The following is a 20,016-nucleotide window of genomic DNA, read 5'->3' on the forward strand; positions in this document are numbered from 1 at the left end:
GGCGCGGCTGTCTCAGCCGTATCGGGTGCCACGGATGCGTACGAGAACCACGGCGTCGTCGAAGTGGGTGGGGTATCGGGCGCCACCGGATCGGGCCGTGCCGGTCTCGGGAGCCATGGCGCCGGGTGGTGACGGTCTTGGACCCCACGGGGTCGTGGGCGGTGACCGGGCCCGCGCCGCGAAGCAGTGACCAGGCCTCGACATCGTCACGGCGCCGGAGCCCCACGGGTGCCGATGTCGTGCGGACCGGCGGCGGACTGCCGACCGCGACCTGCCCGCGCCCGGCGGGCGACGGGAGGGGCTGCCCCGGAACGGGGTGGCCGGTGGAGGGCCCGGTGAAAGCGATCACCTGGGCGCTCCGGGAGGGGCGGGGGATTACGGGAGTTCGGGCGTGCGGGGAAAGTCGGTGATGTGCGCGGCCGTCCCGGCCGCTAGATGGCGGCTTTCTTCAGCCGCCGTCGCTCGCGCTCGGAGAGGCCGCCCCAGATACCGAAGCGCTCGTCATTGGCGAGGGCGTACTCCAGGCATTCCGAGCGCACCTCGCAGGCCAGGCAGACCTTTTTGGCCTCGCGGGTGGATCCCCCCTTTTCGGGAAAGAAGGACTCCGGATCGGTCTGGGCGCAAAGTGCGCGCTCCTGCCAGCCGAGTTCCTCTTCCGCGTCCTCGACCAGCAGTTGCTGGAACAGCTCGGTCATGTGCGCCCCTCGTCTGTCTCTTGCGTCCCGTGATGCAGCCTTTTGCGACTGAACGACACGAGTGAAATTACAAGTGTGTAGCTCCAGGCCAGTCAAGCGAAGATCTGGTATTGACCCTGGGATTCACTCTGCGGAACCAAACGTATACAGAAAGTGTTCAAATCCCCAAAAAACTGACATATGCCACCGTCTCCACGATCCTCGCATCTCTCATGATCAAGACGAGCGGGGGGTGTGCGCCGGGTGCGATTCGATCACTGAAGCGACCAAGATCACATTCAGGTCACGGAGCGTCAGTCACGTTTGAAAGCCGGATGGTGCGCCATGTGTCCCCAGTTCCGAGCGCATAAACCTTTCTCTGTGCTCGACAACCAGAAGGGGTGAAAGAAGGCACCCAAATCGGGCATTGGGTTGACAGCGGGCAGGTCGGGCCGGTCTTCTTGTCACCATGTCAGCGACCGCAGCCTCGCGCCCGACCCATGTCCGTGGGTTCCGCAGCGCTGTGCAGGCTCGCTGTTGCTGTTCCAGCTGTCACAGCTGTTGATGCCGTAACGGCCGTCGATGCCGTAGCGCTCCAGCTCTGATCCAGCGGCTCCCGGGCTCCTCCGACCGGCTCCTCGACGCATCTGCGTCGGCTCCGGTCGAGCCCCCGCCCCTCGCTCGCCCCGCTTCACCGCGAGCACCCGCACCCGCTCCTCTCCCCCATGCCGAGGAACCACCGCATCCATGAACAGCGACAGCGACCTCCAGATCGCCGGCGACATCCTCGAGGTCCAGCACCTCCTGCGGCCCGCCCGCGAGCACCCCGCCACCGTCTCCGAGTTCGTCGGCCTCGCCCGCGCCGTCGCGGCCGACCGCGCGCGGTGGGCCGGACTCGTCCGGTACGACTCCGCCTCCCGCTGGTACCACCGCCTGCACACCGGCCCCGGTTACGAGGTGTGGCTGCTGAGCTGGGTCCCCGGGCAGGGCAGCGGGCGCCACGACCACGGCCTCTCCGCAGGCGTACTGACCGTCCTGGAAGGCGAGTTGACCGAGCGCACCGAGCGCGGCACCCGGACGCTCGGTGCGGGGGCGCAGCGCGCCTTCGCCCCGGGTTACGTCCATGAAGTGGTCAACGACTCGCTCGAACCGGCCGTGAGCCTGCACGTCTACTACCCGGGTCTGACCGAGATGCCGATGCACGCCTCGCAAAGCGCCCCGACGGGCGTGGATGTCGTACCCGCCTGACAAACTGCTGTACATGCGCATTGTTGTTCTGGCCGGTGGTATCGGCGGTGCCCGCTTTCTGCGCGGCCTCAAGCAGGCCGCGCCCGACGCGGACATCACGGTGATCGGCAACACGGGTGACGACATCCATCTGTTCGGGCTGAAGGTCTGCCCCGACCTCGACACCGTGATGTACACGCTCGGCGGTGGCATCGACGAGGAGCAGGGCTGGGGGCGGGCCGAGGAGACCTTCCGGGTGAAGGAGGAGCTCGCGGCGTACGGGGTGGGCCCCGGGTGGTTCGGGCTCGGCGACCGTGACGTCGCGACCCACATCGTCCGTACGCAGATGCTCGGCGCGGGCTATCCCCTCAGTGCCGTCACCGAGGCCCTCTGCGCCCGGTGGCAGCCCGGCGTGCGGCTGCTGCCGATGTCCGACGACCGGATCGAGACGCATGTCGCCGTCGAGACGGACGGCGAGAGCAAGGCGATCCACTTCCAGGAGTACTGGGTGAAGCTGCGCGCCTCCGTCCCGGCGCGGGCCGTCGTGCCGGTCGGGGCGGAGCAGGCCAAGCCCGCGCCGGGCGTGCTGGAGGCCATCGGCGCGGCCGACGTCATCGTCTTCCCGCCGTCCAACCCGGTGGTGTCGATCGGCACGATTCTCGCGGTGCCGGGGATCCGTGAGGCCATCGCCGAGGCCGGGGTGCCGGTCGTGGGCCTCTCCCCCATCGTCGGGGACGCCCCCGTGCGCGGTATGGCGGACAAGGTGCTCGCCGCGGTGGGCGTCGAGTCGACGGCCACGGCCGTGGCCCAGCACTACGGTTCGGGGCTGCTGGACGGGTGGCTGGTGGACACGGTGGACGCCGGGGCGGTGGAGGAGATCGAGGCGGCCGGGATCCGCTGCCGGGCGGTGCCGCTGATGATGACGGACGACGACGCGACCGCCGAGATGGCCCGGCAGGCGCTGGCGCTGGCCGAGGAGGTGCGGGCGTGAGCGGTGGCGGCGAGGGGCCGGGGGCCGGTAGCCGGTCGTCCACGCCCGCCTTCCGGGTCTGGGCCCTGGGCGGGGTTCCCGAGGTCCGGGCCGGGGACGATCTCGCCAAGCTGATCGCCGGGGCCGGACCGGACCTGGCCGACGGGGACGTCCTCCTCGTCACCTCCAAGATCGTGTCCAAGGCGGAGGGCCGGATCGTCGAGGCCGCGGACCGCGAGGCCGCCATCGACGCCGAGACCGTGCGGGTCGTCGCCCGGCGCGGGACGCTGCGGATCGTGGAGAACCGCCAGGGGCTGGTCATGGCCGCCGCGGGCGTCGACGCCTCCAACACCCCGGCCGGGACCGTGCTCCTGCTGCCCGAGGACCCCGACGCCTCCGCCCGGGGCATCCGGGACGGGCTGCGGGACATCCTCGGCGTGCGGGTCGGCGTCGTCGTCACGGACACCTCCGGCCGGCCCTGGCGCAACGGGCTCACCGACGTCGCGATCGGTGCGGCGGGCGTGCGGGTCCTGGACGACCTGCGCGGTGGGACGGACGCGTACGGCAATCCGCTCAGCGCCACCGTCGTGGCCACCGCGGACGAGCTGGCCGCGGCCGGGGACCTGGTCAAGGGCAAGGCGGCGGGGCTGCCGGTCGCCGTGGTCCGGGGGCTGGCGCACGTGGTGTCCGAGGCGGACGGGGAGCCGGGTGCGCGGGCGCTGGTGCGGAGCGCGGCCGATGACATGTTCCGGCTCGGTACGTCCGAGGCCGTGCGGGAAGCGGTGACCCTGCGGCGTACGGTGCGCGAGTTCAGCGACGAGCCGGTGGACCCGGGGGCGGTGCGCCGGGCGGTGGCCGCCGCGGTGACCGCTCCGGCCCCGCACCACACGACGCCCTGGCGGTTCGTGCTGCTGGAGTCCGCCGCGTCGCGGACCCGGCTGCTCGACGCCATGCGGGACGCCTGGGTGGCGGACCTGCGGCGGGACGGGAAGAGCGAGGAGTCCATCGCGAAGCGGGTCCGGCGCGGTGACGTGCTGCGCAACGCGCCGTATCTCGCCGTGCCGTGCATGGTGATGGACGGCTCCCACACCTACGGGGACGAGCGGCGGGACACGGCGGAGCGCGAGATGTTCGTGGTGGCCGCCGGAGCCGGGGTGCAGAACTTCCTGGTGGCGCTGGCGGGTGAGCGGCTGGGCTCGGCGTGGGTGTCCTCGACGATGTTCTGCCGGTCCGTGGTGCGGGAGGTGCTGGAGCTGCCGGAGTCCTGGGATCCGCTGGGGGCGGTGGCGGTGGGCCATGCGGCGGGGGCGCCCCGGGAGCGGGCCGTCCGGGACGCGGAGGCGTTCGTCACGGTGCGGTGAGGGCCCCGGGGTGGTGACGAGGCTCCGGGTCCGGTGGCACGGGGGTTTCGCGTCCGGGCGGCGCGGCTTCGCGTCCGGGCGGCGCGGCTTCGCGTCCGGGCGGCGCGGCTTCGCGTCCGGGCGGCGCGGCGGGCGCGGGCGGGCGCGCGCCGACCGGCCCTACAAGTGCACGATGTCGCCCGGTCGCATCCTTGGCGCCCTGCGCTCCGGGATGCGGCCCGAGAGCAGGATCAGGCGGGTCGCCCGGTGGCGTTGGCCCGCGTACGGGGCCAGCAGCTCCAGCATCTCCGCGTCGTCCGCGGCGCGGTGGTCCGCCAGAGCGTGGCCCACGATCCCCGGGAGGTGGAGGTCGCCCACGGTGACCGCGTCCGGCTCCCCGTTCGACCGCTGGAGGGTCTCGGCCGCCGTCCAGGGGCCGATGCCGGGAATGAGGCACAGCCGGGCCTGCGCCTCGGCCAGCGGCATGCGCGACGCCTCCTCCAGGCGGCGCGCCACCCGGACCGCCCGCAGGATCGTGGACGAGCGCTTGGCGTCGACGTTCGCCCTGTGCCATTCCCAGGACGGGATCATCGCCCAGGTGCGGGCGTCCGGCACGACGTACAGGCCCAGGGAGGCCGTCGGGCCGGGGGCCGGGGTTCCGTAGCGGCGTAGCAGCAGGCGCCAGGCGCGGTGGGCCTCGTCCGTCGTGACCTTCTGTTCCAGGACCGAGGGGATCAGCGACTCCATCACCAGCCCCGTCCGCAGCAGCCGCAGCCCCGGGCGGCGGTGCCGGGTCAGGGCCAGCAGCCGGTGGCGCGGGACGAACGCGTCCGGGTCGTCCTCGGCGCCCAGCAGCGCGGGCAGCCCGTCCAGCAGCCACCGCGCACCCGGGCCCCAGGCCGCCGCCGCGATCCGCTCGCCACGCGCCGCCACCCGCAGGGTCCCCGGGCCCTCGGGTGTGCGGGCGGCGCGCCAGAAGACGCCGTCGGGGGTCACCCGGAACGTGGGGTCGGCCGGGCCCCGGCGCAGCGGGCTCAGCACCAGGCGCAGGTCCAGCGGGCCGGGCGGGGTCCACTCCCGGGTCAGCGGCTCCCCGTCGTCCGCGGGCACGGCCCGCCCGGACGGTGCCGCCTGCCGGGACACGGTGGTCCGGGGCAACGCCGCCGGGCGCGCGGTGCGGGGGGCGAATCGTCCTGCCACGGGGCTCTCGGCGTCCTCGGTGTCTCGGCTGCTCGGTGTCTCGGCTGCTCGGGTCCTCGTACGGGATGGCTTCGCGTACGGGGACGGTCCCCTGCGGGGACCGGTCCTCCGAGGGTACGGGCCGGGCGGGAGCTCTCTTGCGGCGCGGGTCCCGGCGTGCGCGGGCCGGTGGTGCTGGCCCGGGAGCGGGGGCTCTCTACTGGTCCGAGGAGAAGCGGATCGCGGCGTCCGGGAGGACCGCCCCGCACCAGATCCTGACCCCGTCCCGCAGTTCGTTGTCCGCGCCGACCCGCGCCCCGTCGCCGATCACCGCGCCCGTCAGCACCGTACGGCTGCCGACCCGCGCGCCCGCTCCGATCAGGGAGTCCGTGACGACCGTGCCCGGTTCCACGATCGCCCCGTCCAGGACCGTCGAGCTGTCTATCCTCGCGCCCGCGCCGACGACCGCGCCGGCGCCGACCACCGTGCCGCCGGTGAGCTTGGCGTCGGGGGCCACCCGGGCCGTCGGCAGGACCAGCCGGTCGCCGCAGCGGCCCGGGACGGCCGGGGACGGGGCGCGGCCCAGGACCAGGTCGGCGGAGCCGCGGACGAAGGCCTGGGGGGTGCCCAGGTCCAGCCAGTACGTGGAGTCGACCATGCCCTGGAGGTGGGCGCCGGAGGCGAGCAGGCCGGGGAAGGTCTCGCGCTCGACGGAGACCGGCCGGCCCTCGGGGATGGTGTCGATGACCGAGCGCCGGAAGATGTACGCCCCGGCGTTGATCTGGTCGGTGACGATCTCCTCCGGCGTCTGCGGCTTCTCCAGGAAGGCGGTGACCCGGCCCGTCAGGTCGGTCGGTACCAGGCCGAAGGCGCGGGGGTCGTCGACCCGGGTCAGGTGGAGGGAGACATCCGCCCCGGAGACGGTGTGCGAGCTGACCAGGGCCCGGATGTCGAGCCCGGTCAGGATGTCTCCGTTGAAGATCAGGACCGGTTCGTCCGGTCCCGAGGACAGCTTCGGCGCGACGTTGCGGATGGCCCCGCCGGTGCCGAGCGGCTCCTGCTCGGTGACGTACTCGATGTGCAGACCGAGCGAGGAGCCGTCGCCGAAGTACGGCTCGAAGACCTCGGCCAGGTAGGACGTGGCGAGCACGATGTGCTCCACCCCGGCCGCCCTGGCGCGGGCCAGCTGGTGGGTCAGGAAGGGGACTCCCGCCGCCGGGATCATCGGCTTCGGGGTGTGCACCGTGAGCGGACGCAGCCGGGTGCCTTTGCCACCGACCAGGAGAATCGCTTCTTTTGCCTCTGTCACAGCACCGTCTCTGCTTCCTGCTGGGGCGCGGCCTCGTATGTGACTGGTCAGTTAAGCAGACCGGTCGGCCGCGCTCCGGTCAGCGGCCCTGCAAGGAGGCGGAGCTGCTCCTGGCCTTGCCGAGCTTCTTGTAGAGCCGCGCTCCGGGACATTCGGTGACGAACCCGTCCCGGTGGCCCGAGATCACGTTCATCTTGACCTTGGCGCCCGCCTTGTACTTGTTGCTGCCGCCGGAGACGAGCGTCACCTTCCCCTTGGGGTTGGCGCCGAAGAGTCCCAGCTTCCAGGCGGTGAGCTTGGACACGGCGGTGACGGCGGCGGCGGGCGGGTTGGTGGAGCCGAAGCTGCCGAGGACCGCGATGCCCATGGTGTTGGAATTGAAGCCCAGGGTGTGCGCTCCCAGCACCGCCTTCGTGACGCCGCCCGCCCGGCCCTCGTAGATGTTTCCGCACTTGTCGACGGCGAAGTTGTAGCCGAAGTCGCGCCAGCCGCTGCTCTGGACGTGGTAGCGGTAGATGCTGCGGAGCACCGAGGGGGCCTGCTTGCAGGTGTAGTTGTTGCCGGTCGCGCTGTGGTGGACGAAGGCGGCCTTCACGGTCTTGGTGTACGCGAAGTTCTTCTCGCGGAGCTTCTCGTCGGCCCCCCAGCCCTTGCGCGTGACGATGCCCGGACGGGGGCCGATGTACGGTTTCGCCCCGGCGGCAGCGTTCGCGGTCTGTGCGGTCTCCGCCTTGGTCAGGGCGGGGATCATGGTCGCGCCGAGCGGTGCGAGTTCCGCGTTCACGGCCGAGGAGGCGGCGGACTCGGCGGTGAGCGCCTCGGGCACGGCCGCCACCGTCGGCGCGGTGTCCGCGAACCGTGCCTGGGTGGCGCCCCGGCCGGCCGGGGCGCCGCGCGCGGGTTCGGGGGCCGGGTCCTCGCCGGGGTCGACGAGTTCGAGGCGCATGCCCTCGGGGAGCGGGGCCGACGCGTCCCCGCTCCGGTGGTCGTGGGCCTCCGGGCGTACGCGGACCTCCACGCCGTCCGAGTCGCCGACCCAGAGCGGTGCCGTGGCCCCGCGGACGGAGCCGGACTCGCGCTCGGCACTGCCGAGGTCGGCGGCGTGCTCGGCGTTGTGGGTCTCGATGTCCTGCCAGCCGGACCAGTCCGAGCTCCCGGTGGCCCGGGTGCGGACCTGGACCGTGCCGTGCAGTTCGGTTTCGGCGTCGTCCCAGACCACGCCCACCAGGGAGAAGGGGCGGGCGTCGCGCTGGGCAAGGCCCTGGGCCGCCCGCGCGCCCGCGACCCGGTCCGAGGAGGCGGCGAGGGGTTCCAGGGGCAGGGACTGCGTCGAACCCGCCGGCTCGGCCGCCTCCGACGCCGCCCGGGGCTGCCCGGTGCGCAGGAAGGTGTTGCGGGGACCGGCGGCGGCTCCGGAGCCGGTGGCGCTGTCGGCGCCGGTGGCCGCGAGCGCACCGGTCGCGGTGCCGGGACGGGCCTCTCCGGCGGGCTCGGCCGCGAGCCGTGCCGACGACGGCGGAGCGGTGCCCGGGGACTCGGGGGACACGGAGGGAGGACGGGCAGGGGCGGAGGCGGCGGGTACGGCGAGCGGCAGGCTGAGGGCCGCCGCGCAGGTGACGCCGACTGAGGTGACGAGAAGTGCACGCATACGTACGATCCTGGGCATATCCCTCCAGGTCCGGCTACCCGGGCAGCGGCCGGTAAGTGACGCCCCGTCTGCCGAACCGGTGTACGTGACACCCGTTCAGCCCGCCCCGGGCGAGGGGCCCGCGTACCCTTGCCGGGATGAACGCCAGCGACCGCACCCCCGCCGACCTGCTGCGATCCGCCCTCGCCGCGGACCCCGCCCGCCCCCTGGTCACCTTCTACGACGACGCCACCGGAGAACGCGTCGAACTGTCGGTGGCCACCTTCGCCAATTGGGTGGCCAAGACCGCCAATCTGCTCCAGGGCGACCTGGCCGCGGAGCCCGGCGACCGGCTCGCCCTCCTGCTTCCCGCGCACTGGCAGTCCGCCGTCTGGCTGCTCGCCTGCTCCTCGGTCGGCGTCGTCGCCGACGTCGGGGGCGACCCGGCCGCCGCGGACCTCGTCGTGACCGGACCCGACACCCTGGACCGGGCGCGGGCCTGCCGGGGCGAGCGGGTCGCGCTCGCGCTGCGCCCGCTGGGGGGCCGGTTCCCGCAGCCGCCCGCCGGGTTCTCGGACTACGCGGTGGAGGTGCCGAGCCAGGGCGACCGCTTCGCGCCCTTCGCTCCGGTGGACGCCGACGCGCCCGCGCTCGCCGTGGGCGGGGTGGAGCTGACGGGTACGCAGCTCGTCGACCGGGCCCGTGCGGACGCCGGAGCCCTCGGGCTCGTACCGGGGTCCCGGCTGCTCACCGGGCGTACGTACGACACCTGGGACGGGCTGAGCGCCGGGCTCTTCGCCCCGCTGGCCGCCGGGGGGTCCGTGGTGCTCTGCCGCCATCTCGGCCGGCTCGACGCGGACGGGCTCGCCCAGCGGATCGAGAGCGAGCGGGTCACCGGCACCGCGGACTGAACGAGGGCGGCACGGAGCGAGCGCGGAGCGGCCTTCCCTCGCACCAGAACCCCCGTGACGCACGGTCCGTCGGCGGTTGCGAGTACGCCGGCGGCACCCCGTCCACCCGGCCGCGCGGCGCACCCGCCGGCCGGGTTCCTCAACGGCGCGGTATGACAAGCGCCCTGAGGTGCACTCGTCCGGCCCACAGCGGGCCGAGTCCCCCGGTATCGATCACCGGTGCGGGTAGATGATCTGCGGTACAGACCACTCCCTGGCAGTGCACAACCAAGCGTGAGGTTCAGCCGTCTACTCCTGCGACCGGCGGCCCATCGCGCCGCCGACCGTGAAGGATGGACGCAGACGTGACCGACAGTGCTGGCCCCCCGGCCGATCCGGACCGCCCGGCCGACCCGGACCGTCCGGCCGGGGACACGCCACCGGACAGGTCGCAGGAGGAGTCCGGCCCCGCGGCCGGTGCCCCCGGATCCCCGGAGGCCGCGAAGCCCGGACCGGAGGGCGGGTCCACAGCGGACGCGAAGCCCGGACCGGACGGCGAGCCCGCAGCGGAGGACGGGTCCGCGGCGGACGGCGAGTCCGCGCCGGGCGTGAGACCGGGACCGGACGGTGAGTCCGCGCCGGACGCGAAGCCCGCGGCCGACGCGAAAGAACCCCAGACCTGGGCCGACAACCCCAAAGCGGGCATCGTGGCCGCCCGCCGGAGCCACTGGCTGCGCTGGACCGCCCTCGGCGCCTCGTTCCTCGTGCTCGTCGCCGCAGGGGTCGGCTGGTGGATGTACCAGAAGCTCGACGGGAACATCACCCCCGACACGGGCGCCGCCGCCGAGCTGAAGGCGTACGAGAAGGAACGGCCGACCCCGGTCGTGATGGACGCCATAAACATCCTGCTCATCGGGTCCGACAGCCGTTCCGGGGACAACCGGAAGTACGGGCGGGACGACGGCGGCAGCCAGCGCTCGGACACCACGATCCTGCTGCACCTCGCGGCGGACCGGAAGAGCGCGACCGCGGTGTCCCTGCCGCGCGACCTGATGGCGGAGATCCCCAGCTGCCGCACCGGTAAGGACAAGGACGGCAAGGACAAGGAGACCCGGGAGCAGTTCGCCCAGTTCAACTCGGCGTTCGAGCTCGGCGGCACCGCCTGCACCATCCGTACCGTGGAACGGATGACCGGCATCCGCGTTGACCATCACATGGTCGTCGACTTCAACGGTTTCAAAGACATGGTCGACGCCGTGGACGGGGTCGAGATCTGCCTCAAGGAGCCGATCAACGACAAGGACGCCCACCTGGAGCTCCCGGCCGGGCGGCAGACGCTGAACGGCGAGGAGGCCCTCGGCTACGTACGGGCGCGCAAGACCCTCGGCAACGGCAGCGACACCGAACGGATGGAGCGCCAGCAGAAGTTCCTCGGCGCTCTCGTCAACAAGATGCAGAGCAACGGGGTCCTCCTGAACCCGACGCGGCTCTACCCGGTGCTGGACGCGGCGACCAAGTCGCTGACGACGGACCCCGGGCTGGCCTCGCTACGCGACCTGTACGACCTGGTGCGGAGCATGCGGGACGTACCGACCGACAAGGTGCAGTTCCTGACGGTGCCCCGGCAGCCGTACCGCAACAACCCCAACCGTGACGAACTGGTCGAACCGGACGCGGGCGAGCTGTTCAAGCAGCTCCGCGAGGACAAGCCCGTGGCGGTGGTCCCGGCCGACGAACTCAAGGACTCCGGGACCGACTCGGAGGGCGACCAGGGACGGACGGCGAGCGGGAGCCCGGACCCCTCCGGGTCGGGGAGTCCGACGCCGGAGCCCACCTACTCGGGGTCGAGCGCGGCCGACAACCTGTGTGAGCGGTAAAGCAATTCTCAAGTCAGCGAACAAAATAGACGCGTAATGGGAAGAATGCCCGGTTGTAAGGGGCGTGGAATGTGTCACGCACGTCGCTCCACCAGGAAAGTGCCGGATAGTGTGACGCGATCCGGTGCTTCCGGCCGTCAGGTCGTGCACTGCTGGAGCGAAGGAACGAGCGCCCTGCCGGGGGAGGGCGCCTCGCGTGGCACCGACGGAGGATCTGGGCAACCGTGGACGCGCATAGCCGTGGGCGGGCGGACGATATCGACCCCGCCGACCAGTGGGTACTCAACCCGCAGACCGGCCATTACGAACTGCGACTGGATCACTCCGCTGGGGAACCGGCCGGGGTCTCCCGCGCGGCCGCGGCCGAGGGGGCGGGCCACCGCGGTGACACCCGGACCGCCGCTCCCCGGGAGGGTTCCGGACGCCGGGCGGCCCGGGAGGGGCGTCAGGACGGCCCCCGCCGCGAGGTGCCGGGCCAGCGCAGCCGCCGCGGCTCCCAGGGCAACGGACGCGGTACGGAACCGCCCGCGACCGGCCGCCGCAAGCCCAAGCCGAAGCCCTCGCGCAAGAAGAAGGCGATGCTGTGGACGGGCGGGGTCATGGCGTTCGTCGTGGTGGGCGCCTCGGTCGGCGCGTACCTGCTGTACGAGCGGCTCAACGGCAACATCGACACCATCGACGTCGGGGACCAGGGCAGCAAGAACGTCCTCACCGACGGCCCGATGAACATCCTGATCATCGGCACCGACAAGCGCACCGGCAAGGGCAACGAGGGCTACGGCGACAAGGGCAGCGAGGGCCACGCCGACACCAACATCCTGTTCCACGTCTCCGAGGACCGCACCAACGCGACGGCGATGAGCATCCCGCGCGACCTGAAGACGGACATCCCGGAGTGCGAGTCGAAGCAGCCGGACGGATCGACGAAGACCATCCCGGGTACCCCCGACGTCCGCTTCAACATCAGCCTCGGCCAGGAGGGGCGCGACCCGGGCTGCACGATGAAGACGGTCGAGTCCATCACCGGCATCGCCCCCGACCACTTCATGATGGTCGACTTCAACGCGGTGAAGGAGCTCACGACCGCGGTCGGCGGGGTCAACGTCTGCATGGCCAAGCCGGTCGACGACCCGAAGTCCCATCTGAAGCTGCCGCAGGGCGAGTCGAAGGTGCAGGGCGAGATGGCCCTGGCCCTGCTGCGGACCCGGCACAGCTTCGGCAACGAGAGCGACCTCGACCGGATCAAGGTGCAGCAGCAGTTCCTCGCCTCGATGATCCGCGAGATGAAGTCGAGCGACACGCTCACCAACCCGAAGAAGCTCTTCACGCTCGCGGACGCGGCGACCAACGCGCTGACGGTCGACACCGGCATCGGCAGCGCGAAGAAGCTGATGACCCTGGCCCAGGAGATCGGCAAGGTCGACACGAAGAACATCACCTTCGTCACGATGCCGGTGATCGACAACCCGGCCGAGACCGTCAAGGCAACCGTGGTCCCGCAGCCCGAGAAGGCGGACCAGCTGTTCGCGATGATGCGCTCCGACACCTCGCTGACCGAGGTGAAGCAGAAGGAGAAGGCCGCCAAGAGCAAGCAGGCGGCCCTGCTCAAGGGGCCCAAGGCGGACCCCGCCGAGGTCCGCGTGGACGTCCTCAACGGCGGCGAGATCCCCGGTGCGGCGGGCTCGACCGTCACCTGGCTCCAGAACGAGCAGGGGGTGCTGAAGTCCACCAACAAGGCCAACGCACCCGAGAAGACCAAGGAGACCACCCTGGAGTACGCGCCCAACCAGGCCGACCAGGCGCGGGCGCTCGCCGAGATGATGGGCCTGCCCGCCACGGCCATGAAGCAGGGCACCGCCGACGCCGAGGGGCTGGAGGCGATGGTGCTCACGCTGGGGGCGGACTTCAAGGGCGCGGGGCAGCTCATCACCGGACCGGCGAAGGCGCCGGAGGGCATCCAGAAGGCAAACGCCGACCAGGCGGAATGCGCCAAGTGACACCGGGTCACCGCGCCACAGCAGGGGGCTGAGCAGCATGGGGGGTCCGGTGGGACGGAGCAGCACGCGCGGTGAGCGGACGCGATCACGCGTCCGGCGGGACGACCTGCCGGACGACCGGCCGGGGTGGGCCGAGGACCCCGGGCGCCGGTCCGGTGCGCGCAACGGCCCGCCGGTGAAAGGCGACGGGGGCCGGGGCAGCGCCCGCCGGGCCCCCAGGAGCGGGAAGCGGCGGGTGCTGCGCTGGAGCGCCACCGTGCTCGCCCTGCTCATACTCGGCACCGGCGGCGCCGGTTACCTCTACTACGAGTACCTCAACGGCAACATCAGGAAAGAGGATCTGACCCTCGGCGACAAGCGGATGGCCGACCACAAGGCCAACGCCGCCGGGCAGACCCCGCTGAACATCCTGCTCATCGGCTCCGACGCCCGGGACTCCGAGGCCAACCAGAAGCTGGGCGGCGCGAAGGAGACGTTCGGGGCCCCGCCGCTCGCCGACGTACAGATGCTGCTGCACCTCTCCGCCGACCGCAGCAACCTCTCCGTCATCAGCATGCCGCGCGACACCATGCTGAAGATGCCCAAGTGCACCGCGCCCGACGGCGAGATCTTCCCGGCCAGCCGACGGGACGTGCAGACCAACGAGAGCCTGGGGCGCGGCGGTCCGGGGTGCACGGTGGCCACCTGGTACGAGCTGACCGGGATCCGCATCGACCACTTCATGATGATCGACTTCGCGGGTGTGGTGTCGATGGCCGACGCGATCGGCGGCGTCCCGGTCTGCGTCGACGCCAACATCCACTCGCGCGGCGCGGACGGCAAGGGCTCCGGGCTGAAGCTGGAGAAGGGCACCACCTCCGTCAAGGGCGAACAGGCCCTCCAGTGGCTGCGCACCCGGTACGGCTTCGAGGACAACACCGACCTCGGGCGGGCCAAGGCCCAGCACCAGTACATGAACTCCATGGTCCGCGAGCTGCGCAAGGGCACCAAGCTGACCGACCCGGCGAAGCTGATGAACCTCGCCGAGGCGGCCACCGCAGCGCTGACCGTCGACAAGGGGCTGGACACGGTCAAGAAGCTGTACGACCTGGCCGAGGAGTTCAAGAAGGTCCCGACGAAGCGCATCACGATGTCGACCATGCCGAACGTGTACGGCACCGGAGTCAACAACGGCCGGGTGTACCCGAAGGCGGGCGACGCGGAGCAGCTGTTCCGGATGGTGCGGGACGATGTGCCGCTGGACGGCAAGCCCTCCAAGCGGAAGGCCGTGGAGCCGAAGGACCCGTCCGCGCCGGTCGGCGAGATCGCCGTCACCGTACGGAACGCGACCGGCACCGGCACCCAGGGACCGGCCTCCGGGCGGGCGGGCCACGTGGCGGACCAGCTGAAGGAGGCGGGGTTCGGGAAGACCGGCGTCGACCCGGACAACGTGACCGGGGCGGCGCGGACCGGCATCCTGTACCCGAGCGCGGACCTGGAGGGCGACGCGCAGGCGGTCGCCAAGGCGCTCGGGATTCCGCTGTCGCAGGTGAAGAAGTCCACCGACGTCTCGGGCATCTCGCTCGCGGTGGGCGCCGACTGGCGCGAGGACGGCGCCTACCCGGTGTCCCCGGGCAAGGAGAAGACCCCGGAGTCGGCGGGGGCCCTGAACGGCGAGGAAGAGGGCGCCTGCATGAAGGTCAACCCGGCCTACACCTGGTGACGTTCCGCGGTACGCACGAGAGGGCCCCGCCGGTGAACCGGTGGGGCCCCTCTCGTACCGGTCCCTGCTCCGGGAAGCGGTTCGCGTACGCAGCCGGAGCGGGGGACGGGTCAGACGGTCGTCCCGCTGCTCTCCGCGAGCGAGGGGCGGCGGCTCGCGATGACCCTCTTCGCCAGGGAGCGGGGGCTGGTGAGGAAGCCGAAGCCCCAGCACATGTGCATGGTCGCCAGCGCGACCGGGATCCGCGCGCGGGCCTTCAGCGGCAGCCCCCTGCCCGCGGGCACCGACCCGGCGACGATCGCGGCCACGTAGCCGCCGGGCACGACGAGGGCCCACGGGGTGAGCGCCACCCCGAGGACCAGCCCGGCCGCGATGGCGACGACGGCGGCCGGCGGGGCCAGGTAGCGCAGGTTGATCGAGCCGGAGTGGTAGCGGGCGACGACGTGGCGCCAGCGGCCGTAGTCCTTGTACTGCTTGGCGAGCGCCTTCACCGAGGGGCGCGGGCGGTACTGGACCTTCAGCTCGGGCGAGAACCAGATGAGCCCGCCCGCCTCGCGGATGCGGAAGTTCAGCTCCCAGTCCTGGGCGCGGATGAACTCGACGTTGTAGCCGTCGGCCCTCTCCAGCGCCTCGCGGCGGAAGACGCCCAGGTAGACCGTCTCGGCCGGGCCCGCCTGGCCGCCGGTGTGGAAGGCGGCGTTGCCGACGCCGATCTTCGAGGTCATCGCGGCGGCGACGGCCTCCTCCCAGGCGTTCTCGCCCTCGGCGTGCATGATGCCGCCGACGTTCTGCGCACCGGTCTCCTCCAGGAGGCGGACGGCGGTGGCGATGTAGTTCGGCGAGAGCATGCCGTGGCCGTCGACCCGGACGACGACCGGGTGCCGGGAGGCCTTGATCGCCGCGTTGAGGGCGGCGGGGGTGCGGCCGGTGGGGTTGGGGACCGTGTGCACCCGGGGGTCCTCGGCGACCAGTTCGGCGGCGATCTCGTCCGTGCGGTCGGTGGAGGGGCCGAGCGCGATCACGACCTCCATCTCGCCGGGGTACTCCTGCTCCAGGATGTGCCGGACCGAGTTCCTGAGATGACGTTCCTCGTCGAGCACCGGCATGATCACGGAGACGGCGGGGTACTGCGCGGCAGACATGTGGTCCTCGGGGTCCTCGGTGGGCGCCGGGGGGTGTGTCGTACCCCAGGAGGCGACTCGGTTTTCGGCCGCCACGTTACCGCGTATGGGGGACACCGGTGCGCGCCGCCGGGTCGCGGACCGGAACGGAGATCGTATGGGCCTACCGTCGGACGGTCCCCCCTGCACCGCGGAGGTGTCTCCCCCCGTGCCCCCCACGCCGCAACGACCGCAGCGTCCACCGCACCCCCGCACCACGCCCCCCAGACGCCGTCCTCCCCAGGGCGCGCGGCCGGTCCGCTCCCGCAAGCAGGACGAGCGGCCGCGCTGGGGTATGCGCGTGGCCACCGGTCTGTCCGTGCTGGTGCTGGGCGCGGGGGGCATCGGTCACGCCGTGGTGAGCAACCTGGAGACCGGGATCGGCCGGGTCGACCCCTTCAAGGACATGAAGAACCGGCCCCAGGACGGCACCGGCACGAATCTGCTGCTGGTGGGCACCGACGGCCGGGACACCATCACCCGGCAGGAGCGGCAGAAGTACAAGCTGGGCGGTGCGCCCTGCCACTGCACCGACACGATCATGCTGGTGCACCTGTCGGCCGACAAACAGCGGGCCAGCGTCGTCAGTCTCCCCCGCGACAGCTACGCCGAGATGCCCGCGCACACCGACCGCACCACCGGCAAGCACCACGAGGGCCACCCGGTGAAGCTGAACGCCGCGTACGCGGAGGGCGGGCCGACGCTGACCGTGCGGACCGTCGAGAACATGACGGGCGTCAAGATCGACCACTATCTGGAGGTCGACTTCACCAGCTTCATGAAGACGGTGGACGCGGTCGGCGGGGTGAAGATCTGCACCGCCCGGCCGATGAAGGACTCCTACACCGGACTGGACCTGCCCGCCGGCACCCATCAGCTGGACGGCGGTCAGGCCCTCCAGTACGTGCGCTCCCGCCACATCGACGTCGCCGCCGACCTCGGCCGGATGGAGCGCCAGCAGAAGTTCATGGCGGCGCTGATCAAGCAGGCCACGAGCAGCGGGGTGCTGCTGAACCCGGTGAAGTTCCAGCAGGTGTCCGCCTCGGTGCTGGGCTCGGTCCGGGCCGACAAGGGTTTCGGTACGGAGCAGATGCTGGCACTCGGCCAGGCGATGAAGGACTTCAGCCCGGCCTCGTCCGAGTTCACCTCGGTACCGGTCGGCAATCCCAGCTTCCCGGTCAAGGGCATCGGGTCGACGGTGCGGTGGGACGCGGCGAAGTCGAAGAAGCTGTTCCAGGCGCTGAACGAGGACCGCCCGCTGGCCCCGGCGAAGGCGGAAGCGAAGCCGGCGGCGGGTTCGGAGCGGCAGCCCGCGAAGCTGGTCGACGTGGCGCCGAAGGAGATCCGGGTCCAGGTCTACAACGGGACCCCGAAGGACGGCCTGGGGCAGACCGTCGACACGGGGCTGCGCGCCACCGGCTTCGCGACCACGGGCGGCCCGCTCAACGGGGAGCTGCGGGAGGTGAAGCGGACGCTGGTGGAGTACGACCCGCGCTGGGACCGCTCGGCGAAGTCCCTGGCCACCGCCCTGCCCGGGAGCGAGCTGAAGCCGGTGAAGGGCCAGGGCGGCGTGATGAAGGTGACGGTGGGCTCGGACTTCACGAAGGTCCAGCCGGTGAAGCCGGAGACCCGGCAGTCGGGCGAGTTCTCCACGGTCACGGGGGACGAGGCGGTGTGCCCGTAGGCGGCGCGGACGCGGGAGCGTGGGCGTGGGCGGCGCGGACACCGAAGCGTGGGCGTGGGCGGCGCGGACACGGGAGCGTGCGCGTAGGCGGCGCGGACACCGAAGCGTGGGCGTGGGCGGCGCGGACACGGGAGCGTGCGCGTAGGCGGCGCCGACACCGCGGCATGTGCGTAGGCGCGGGCGGTGCCGTCCGGACGGGCGCCGGTGGGCGCCCGTTCCGCTGACGGACGGTCTCAGTCGTCGATGCCCTCGGCCGCGCGCCTCTCGCGCAGCTCCTTGATCGCGCGGCGGCGGGCGAGGCGGTGGGTGCGCCGGATCTGCGCCTCCTGGTAGCGCCGCTTGTCGCGCCCGGTCTCGGGGATCACCTGCGGTACGGGGCGCGGCTTGCCGTCCCCGTCGACGGCGGCGAAGACGAGGTAGGCGCTGCCGACCTGCTGGGCGGGGGTCGACTCGTTCCAGCGCTCGGCCATCACCCGCACGCCGACCTCCATCGAGGAGCGGCCGGTCCAGTTGACCTGGGCCTTCACATGGACGAGGTCACCGACGCGGACGGGCTCCAGGAAGACCATCTCGTCCATCGAGGCGGTCACGGCGGGACCACCGGAGTGCCGCCCGGCCACGGCGCCCGCGGCGTCGTCGACCAGTTTCATGATCACACCACCGTGCACCGTACCGAGGAGGTTGGTGTCACTGCCGGTCATGATGTGGCTGAGGGTGGTCCGGGAAGCCGCGGTCGGCTTGCCCGGAATCCCACCTTCCGAGCGGCTGGCCTGATCTGCGCTGCTGGTGGCCTGATCTGTCATACGGTCCACTTTATGCGCGGGCCCCGATCCCGCAGAATGCATCAGGTTCGCAACAGCCCCGGTGCAATTTCCCTTACACCCTGTAGGAGCCCTGGGCAGGGACGGCACACTGGTCGAATGAACGATTGGCCCGATCGACGGACCGGCGACCGCAGCGAGCGCTACGGCCGGGGCAGCTCCAGCCCGCAGCCCGAGGGCGCGCGGTCGATGCCGCACATCCAGCGACGCCCGGCTCCGCCGCAGCGGCCTCAGGTGCCGCCGCAGCCCCAGGGGTACGACGACCGCCACCAGGGTGGCCCCGGTTACGACGACGGGTACGGCAACAACCCGGGCGCCGGATACGACAGCGGGTACAACACCGGTCAGGTCTACGGCGGAGGCTCCGGCCGCGGTGACGGCGTCGGCCGCGGTGGCGGGCGTGGCGGCGGTGACGCCGGTTACGTCCAGGGCCGCTCGGCTCCGAACTGGGGCCGCAGGATCAAGCTGGGCGCGCTGACGCTGGTGGTCGCCCTGCTCGTCATCTCCGTGTCGACGTACTTCTGGGCCGACTCCAAGCTGAAGCGCGAGGTCGACCTCGCGCAGGTGATCGAGCGGCCGGGGTCGGGCGACGGCACGAACTACCTGATCGTCGGCTCCGACAGCCGTGAGGGCATGTCGGCCGAGGAGAAGAAGCGGCTGCGCACCGGTTCCGCCGAGGGCAAGCGCACCGACTCGATGATGATCCTGCACGACGGGTCCAACGGCCCGACGCTGATCTCGCTGCCGCGCGACTCCAACGTGGAGATCCCGTCCTTCAAGGGCTCGGAGTCCGGGAAGATGTTCCCGGGCACCGGCCGGCAGGTGAAGCTGAACGCCGCGTACGCCGAGGACGGACCCGAACTGCTGGTGCGTACGGTCGAGTTCAACACCGGCCTGCGCATCGACCACTACGTCGAGATCGGCTTCGGCGGCTTCGCGAAGATCGTGGACGCGATCGGCGGGGTCGAGATGGACATCCCGGAGGCGTTCAAGGACAAGAAGTCGGGGGCCGACTTCCAGGCCGGCAAGCAGACGCTGAACGGCGAGCAGTCCCTCGCCTTCGTCCGGACCCGTTACGCGTTCGCGGGCAGCGACCTGGACCGCACGAAGAACCAGCAGAAGTTCCTCGCGGCGCTGGCGAGCCAGACGGCGACCCCGTCCACGATCCTCAACCCGTTCACGCTGTACCCGACGATGGGCGCGGGTCTGGACACGCTGATCGTGGACAAGGACATGTCGCTGTGGGCGCTGAGCAACATGTTCTTCGCGATGAAGGGCGTCACGGGCGGCGACGGCACGTCGATGAACATGCCGATCTCGGGCAGCGTCGGCGGGAACCTGGTCTGGGACAAGGCGAAGGTGAAGCAGCTCGTGGAGCAGCTGAACAACGACCAGAAGGTCACGGTCAAGGGCAACTGAGGCGACCCGCAGGGCTGTTGTCCCGCACCAGCCGCTGTCACCGCTGTTGTCCCGCACCAGCCGCTGTCGAGCACAGCTGACGTGAGGCGCCCGGCCGCTGCCGGGCGCCTCACGTCTGCCGCCGCCACCGTCCCCGCGCT

15 protein-coding genes are annotated in these 20,016 nt (G+C 71.8%); 9 read left to right on the forward strand and 6 right to left on the reverse strand.

What is annotated here, in order from left to right:
• Positions 1 to 431: 431 nt before the first annotated feature.
• Entirely contained in the window at positions 432 to 695 is a 264-nt protein-coding gene (locus ACIRRU_RS27365) for a WhiB family transcriptional regulator (RefSeq protein ID WP_030742398.1), read from the reverse strand.
• A gap of 726 nt (positions 696 to 1,421) precedes the next feature.
• Here ACIRRU_RS27365 and ACIRRU_RS27370 point away from each other — a divergent pair.
• From ACIRRU_RS27370 to ACIRRU_RS27380, 3 genes are read left to right on the forward strand one after another with little or no spacing between them, the layout of a single operon-like run.
• Complete coding sequence (locus ACIRRU_RS27370) at positions 1,422 to 1,922, forward strand: cupin domain-containing protein (protein WP_363201313.1); 501 nt, start codon at positions 1,422 to 1,424, stop codon at positions 1,920 to 1,922.
• A 13-nt stretch (positions 1,923 to 1,935) separates the two neighbouring features.
• Complete coding sequence (gene cofD / locus ACIRRU_RS27375; RefSeq protein ID WP_403684876.1) at positions 1,936 to 2,892, forward strand: 2-phospho-L-lactate transferase; 957 nt, start codon at positions 1,936 to 1,938, stop codon at positions 2,890 to 2,892.
• Entirely contained in the window at positions 2,889 to 4,232 is a 1,344-nt protein-coding gene (locus ACIRRU_RS27380; protein WP_403684879.1) for a coenzyme F420-0:L-glutamate ligase, read from the forward strand. Before cofD ends, ACIRRU_RS27380 begins: the two co-directional genes overlap by 4 nt.
• Positions 4,233 to 4,391: 159 nt before the next feature.
• On the opposite strand, the gene ACIRRU_RS27385 is transcribed toward ACIRRU_RS27380, so the two are convergent.
• The 3 genes from ACIRRU_RS27385 to ACIRRU_RS27395 form a co-directional block, all read right to left on the reverse strand.
• Positions 4,392 to 5,411 (reverse strand): DNA-3-methyladenine glycosylase 2 family protein, encoded by a 1,020-nt coding sequence (locus ACIRRU_RS27385; RefSeq protein ID WP_403684882.1) that lies wholly within the window; start codon positions 5,409 to 5,411, stop codon positions 4,392 to 4,394.
• 196 nt (positions 5,412 to 5,607) lie between these two features.
• On the reverse strand, positions 5,608 to 6,699 hold the full coding sequence (locus ACIRRU_RS27390) for a sugar phosphate nucleotidyltransferase (RefSeq protein WP_403684885.1): 1,092 nt from the start codon (positions 6,697 to 6,699) through the stop codon (positions 5,608 to 5,610).
• Between the two features lie 79 nt (positions 6,700 to 6,778).
• Positions 6,779 to 8,347 (reverse strand): N-acetylmuramoyl-L-alanine amidase, encoded by a 1,569-nt coding sequence (locus ACIRRU_RS27395; protein ID WP_403684887.1) that lies wholly within the window; start codon positions 8,345 to 8,347, stop codon positions 6,779 to 6,781.
• Positions 8,348 to 8,484: 137 nt separating this feature from the next.
• On the opposite strand from ACIRRU_RS27395, the gene ACIRRU_RS27400 reads away from it, so the two are divergent.
• The 4 genes from ACIRRU_RS27400 to ACIRRU_RS27415 all read left to right on the forward strand — a co-directional run bounded on the left by ACIRRU_RS27400 (position 8,485) and on the right by ACIRRU_RS27415 (position 14,792).
• Entirely contained in the window at positions 8,485 to 9,237 is a 753-nt protein-coding gene (locus ACIRRU_RS27400; RefSeq protein ID WP_403684890.1) for a TIGR03089 family protein, read from the forward strand.
• Positions 9,238 to 9,569: 332 nt separating this feature from the next.
• Positions 9,570 to 11,093: an LCP family protein gene (locus tag ACIRRU_RS27405; protein WP_403684893.1), complete on the forward strand. Its 1,524-nt coding sequence runs from the start codon at positions 9,570 to 9,572 to the stop codon at positions 11,091 to 11,093.
• A 224-nt stretch (positions 11,094 to 11,317) separates the two neighbouring features.
• Complete coding sequence (locus ACIRRU_RS27410; protein ID WP_403684896.1) at positions 11,318 to 13,090, forward strand: LCP family protein; 1,773 nt, start codon at positions 11,318 to 11,320, stop codon at positions 13,088 to 13,090.
• A gap of 37 nt (positions 13,091 to 13,127) precedes the next feature.
• Positions 13,128 to 14,792 (forward strand): LCP family protein, encoded by a 1,665-nt coding sequence (locus ACIRRU_RS27415; RefSeq protein WP_403684899.1) that lies wholly within the window; start codon positions 13,128 to 13,130, stop codon positions 14,790 to 14,792.
• A gap of 110 nt (positions 14,793 to 14,902) precedes the next feature.
• Here the strand turns inward: ACIRRU_RS27415 and ACIRRU_RS27420 are convergent, their stop codons facing one another.
• Positions 14,903 to 15,934 (reverse strand): glycosyltransferase family 2 protein, encoded by a 1,032-nt coding sequence (locus ACIRRU_RS27420; protein WP_403684903.1) that lies wholly within the window; start codon positions 15,932 to 15,934, stop codon positions 14,903 to 14,905.
• Between the two features lie 313 nt (positions 15,935 to 16,247).
• Between ACIRRU_RS27420 and ACIRRU_RS27425 the strand changes: the two genes are divergently transcribed.
• The gene (locus ACIRRU_RS27425; RefSeq protein ID WP_403684906.1) at positions 16,248 to 17,636 is read left to right on the forward strand and encodes an LCP family protein; all 1,389 of its coding nucleotides are present in this window, start codon (positions 16,248 to 16,250) and stop codon (positions 17,634 to 17,636) included.
• A gap of 233 nt (positions 17,637 to 17,869) precedes the next feature.
• Here ACIRRU_RS27425 and ACIRRU_RS27430 read toward each other — a convergent pair whose 3' ends face one another.
• Positions 17,870 to 18,439, reverse strand: a complete 570-nt coding sequence (locus tag ACIRRU_RS27430) for an acyl-CoA thioesterase (RefSeq protein WP_363201300.1) — start codon at positions 18,437 to 18,439, stop codon at positions 17,870 to 17,872.
• 117 nt (positions 18,440 to 18,556) lie between these two features.
• On the opposite strand from ACIRRU_RS27430, the gene ACIRRU_RS27435 reads away from it, so the two are divergent.
• Positions 18,557 to 19,876, forward strand: coding sequence for an LCP family protein (locus ACIRRU_RS27435; RefSeq protein WP_403684909.1), 1,320 nt, complete (start codon positions 18,557 to 18,559; stop codon positions 19,874 to 19,876).
• Positions 19,877 to 20,016 lie beyond the last annotated feature (140 nt).

The organism is Streptomyces sp. NPDC101181 (assembly GCF_044767975.1).
GTDB lineage: Bacteria > Actinomycetota > Actinomycetes > Streptomycetales > Streptomycetaceae > Streptomyces.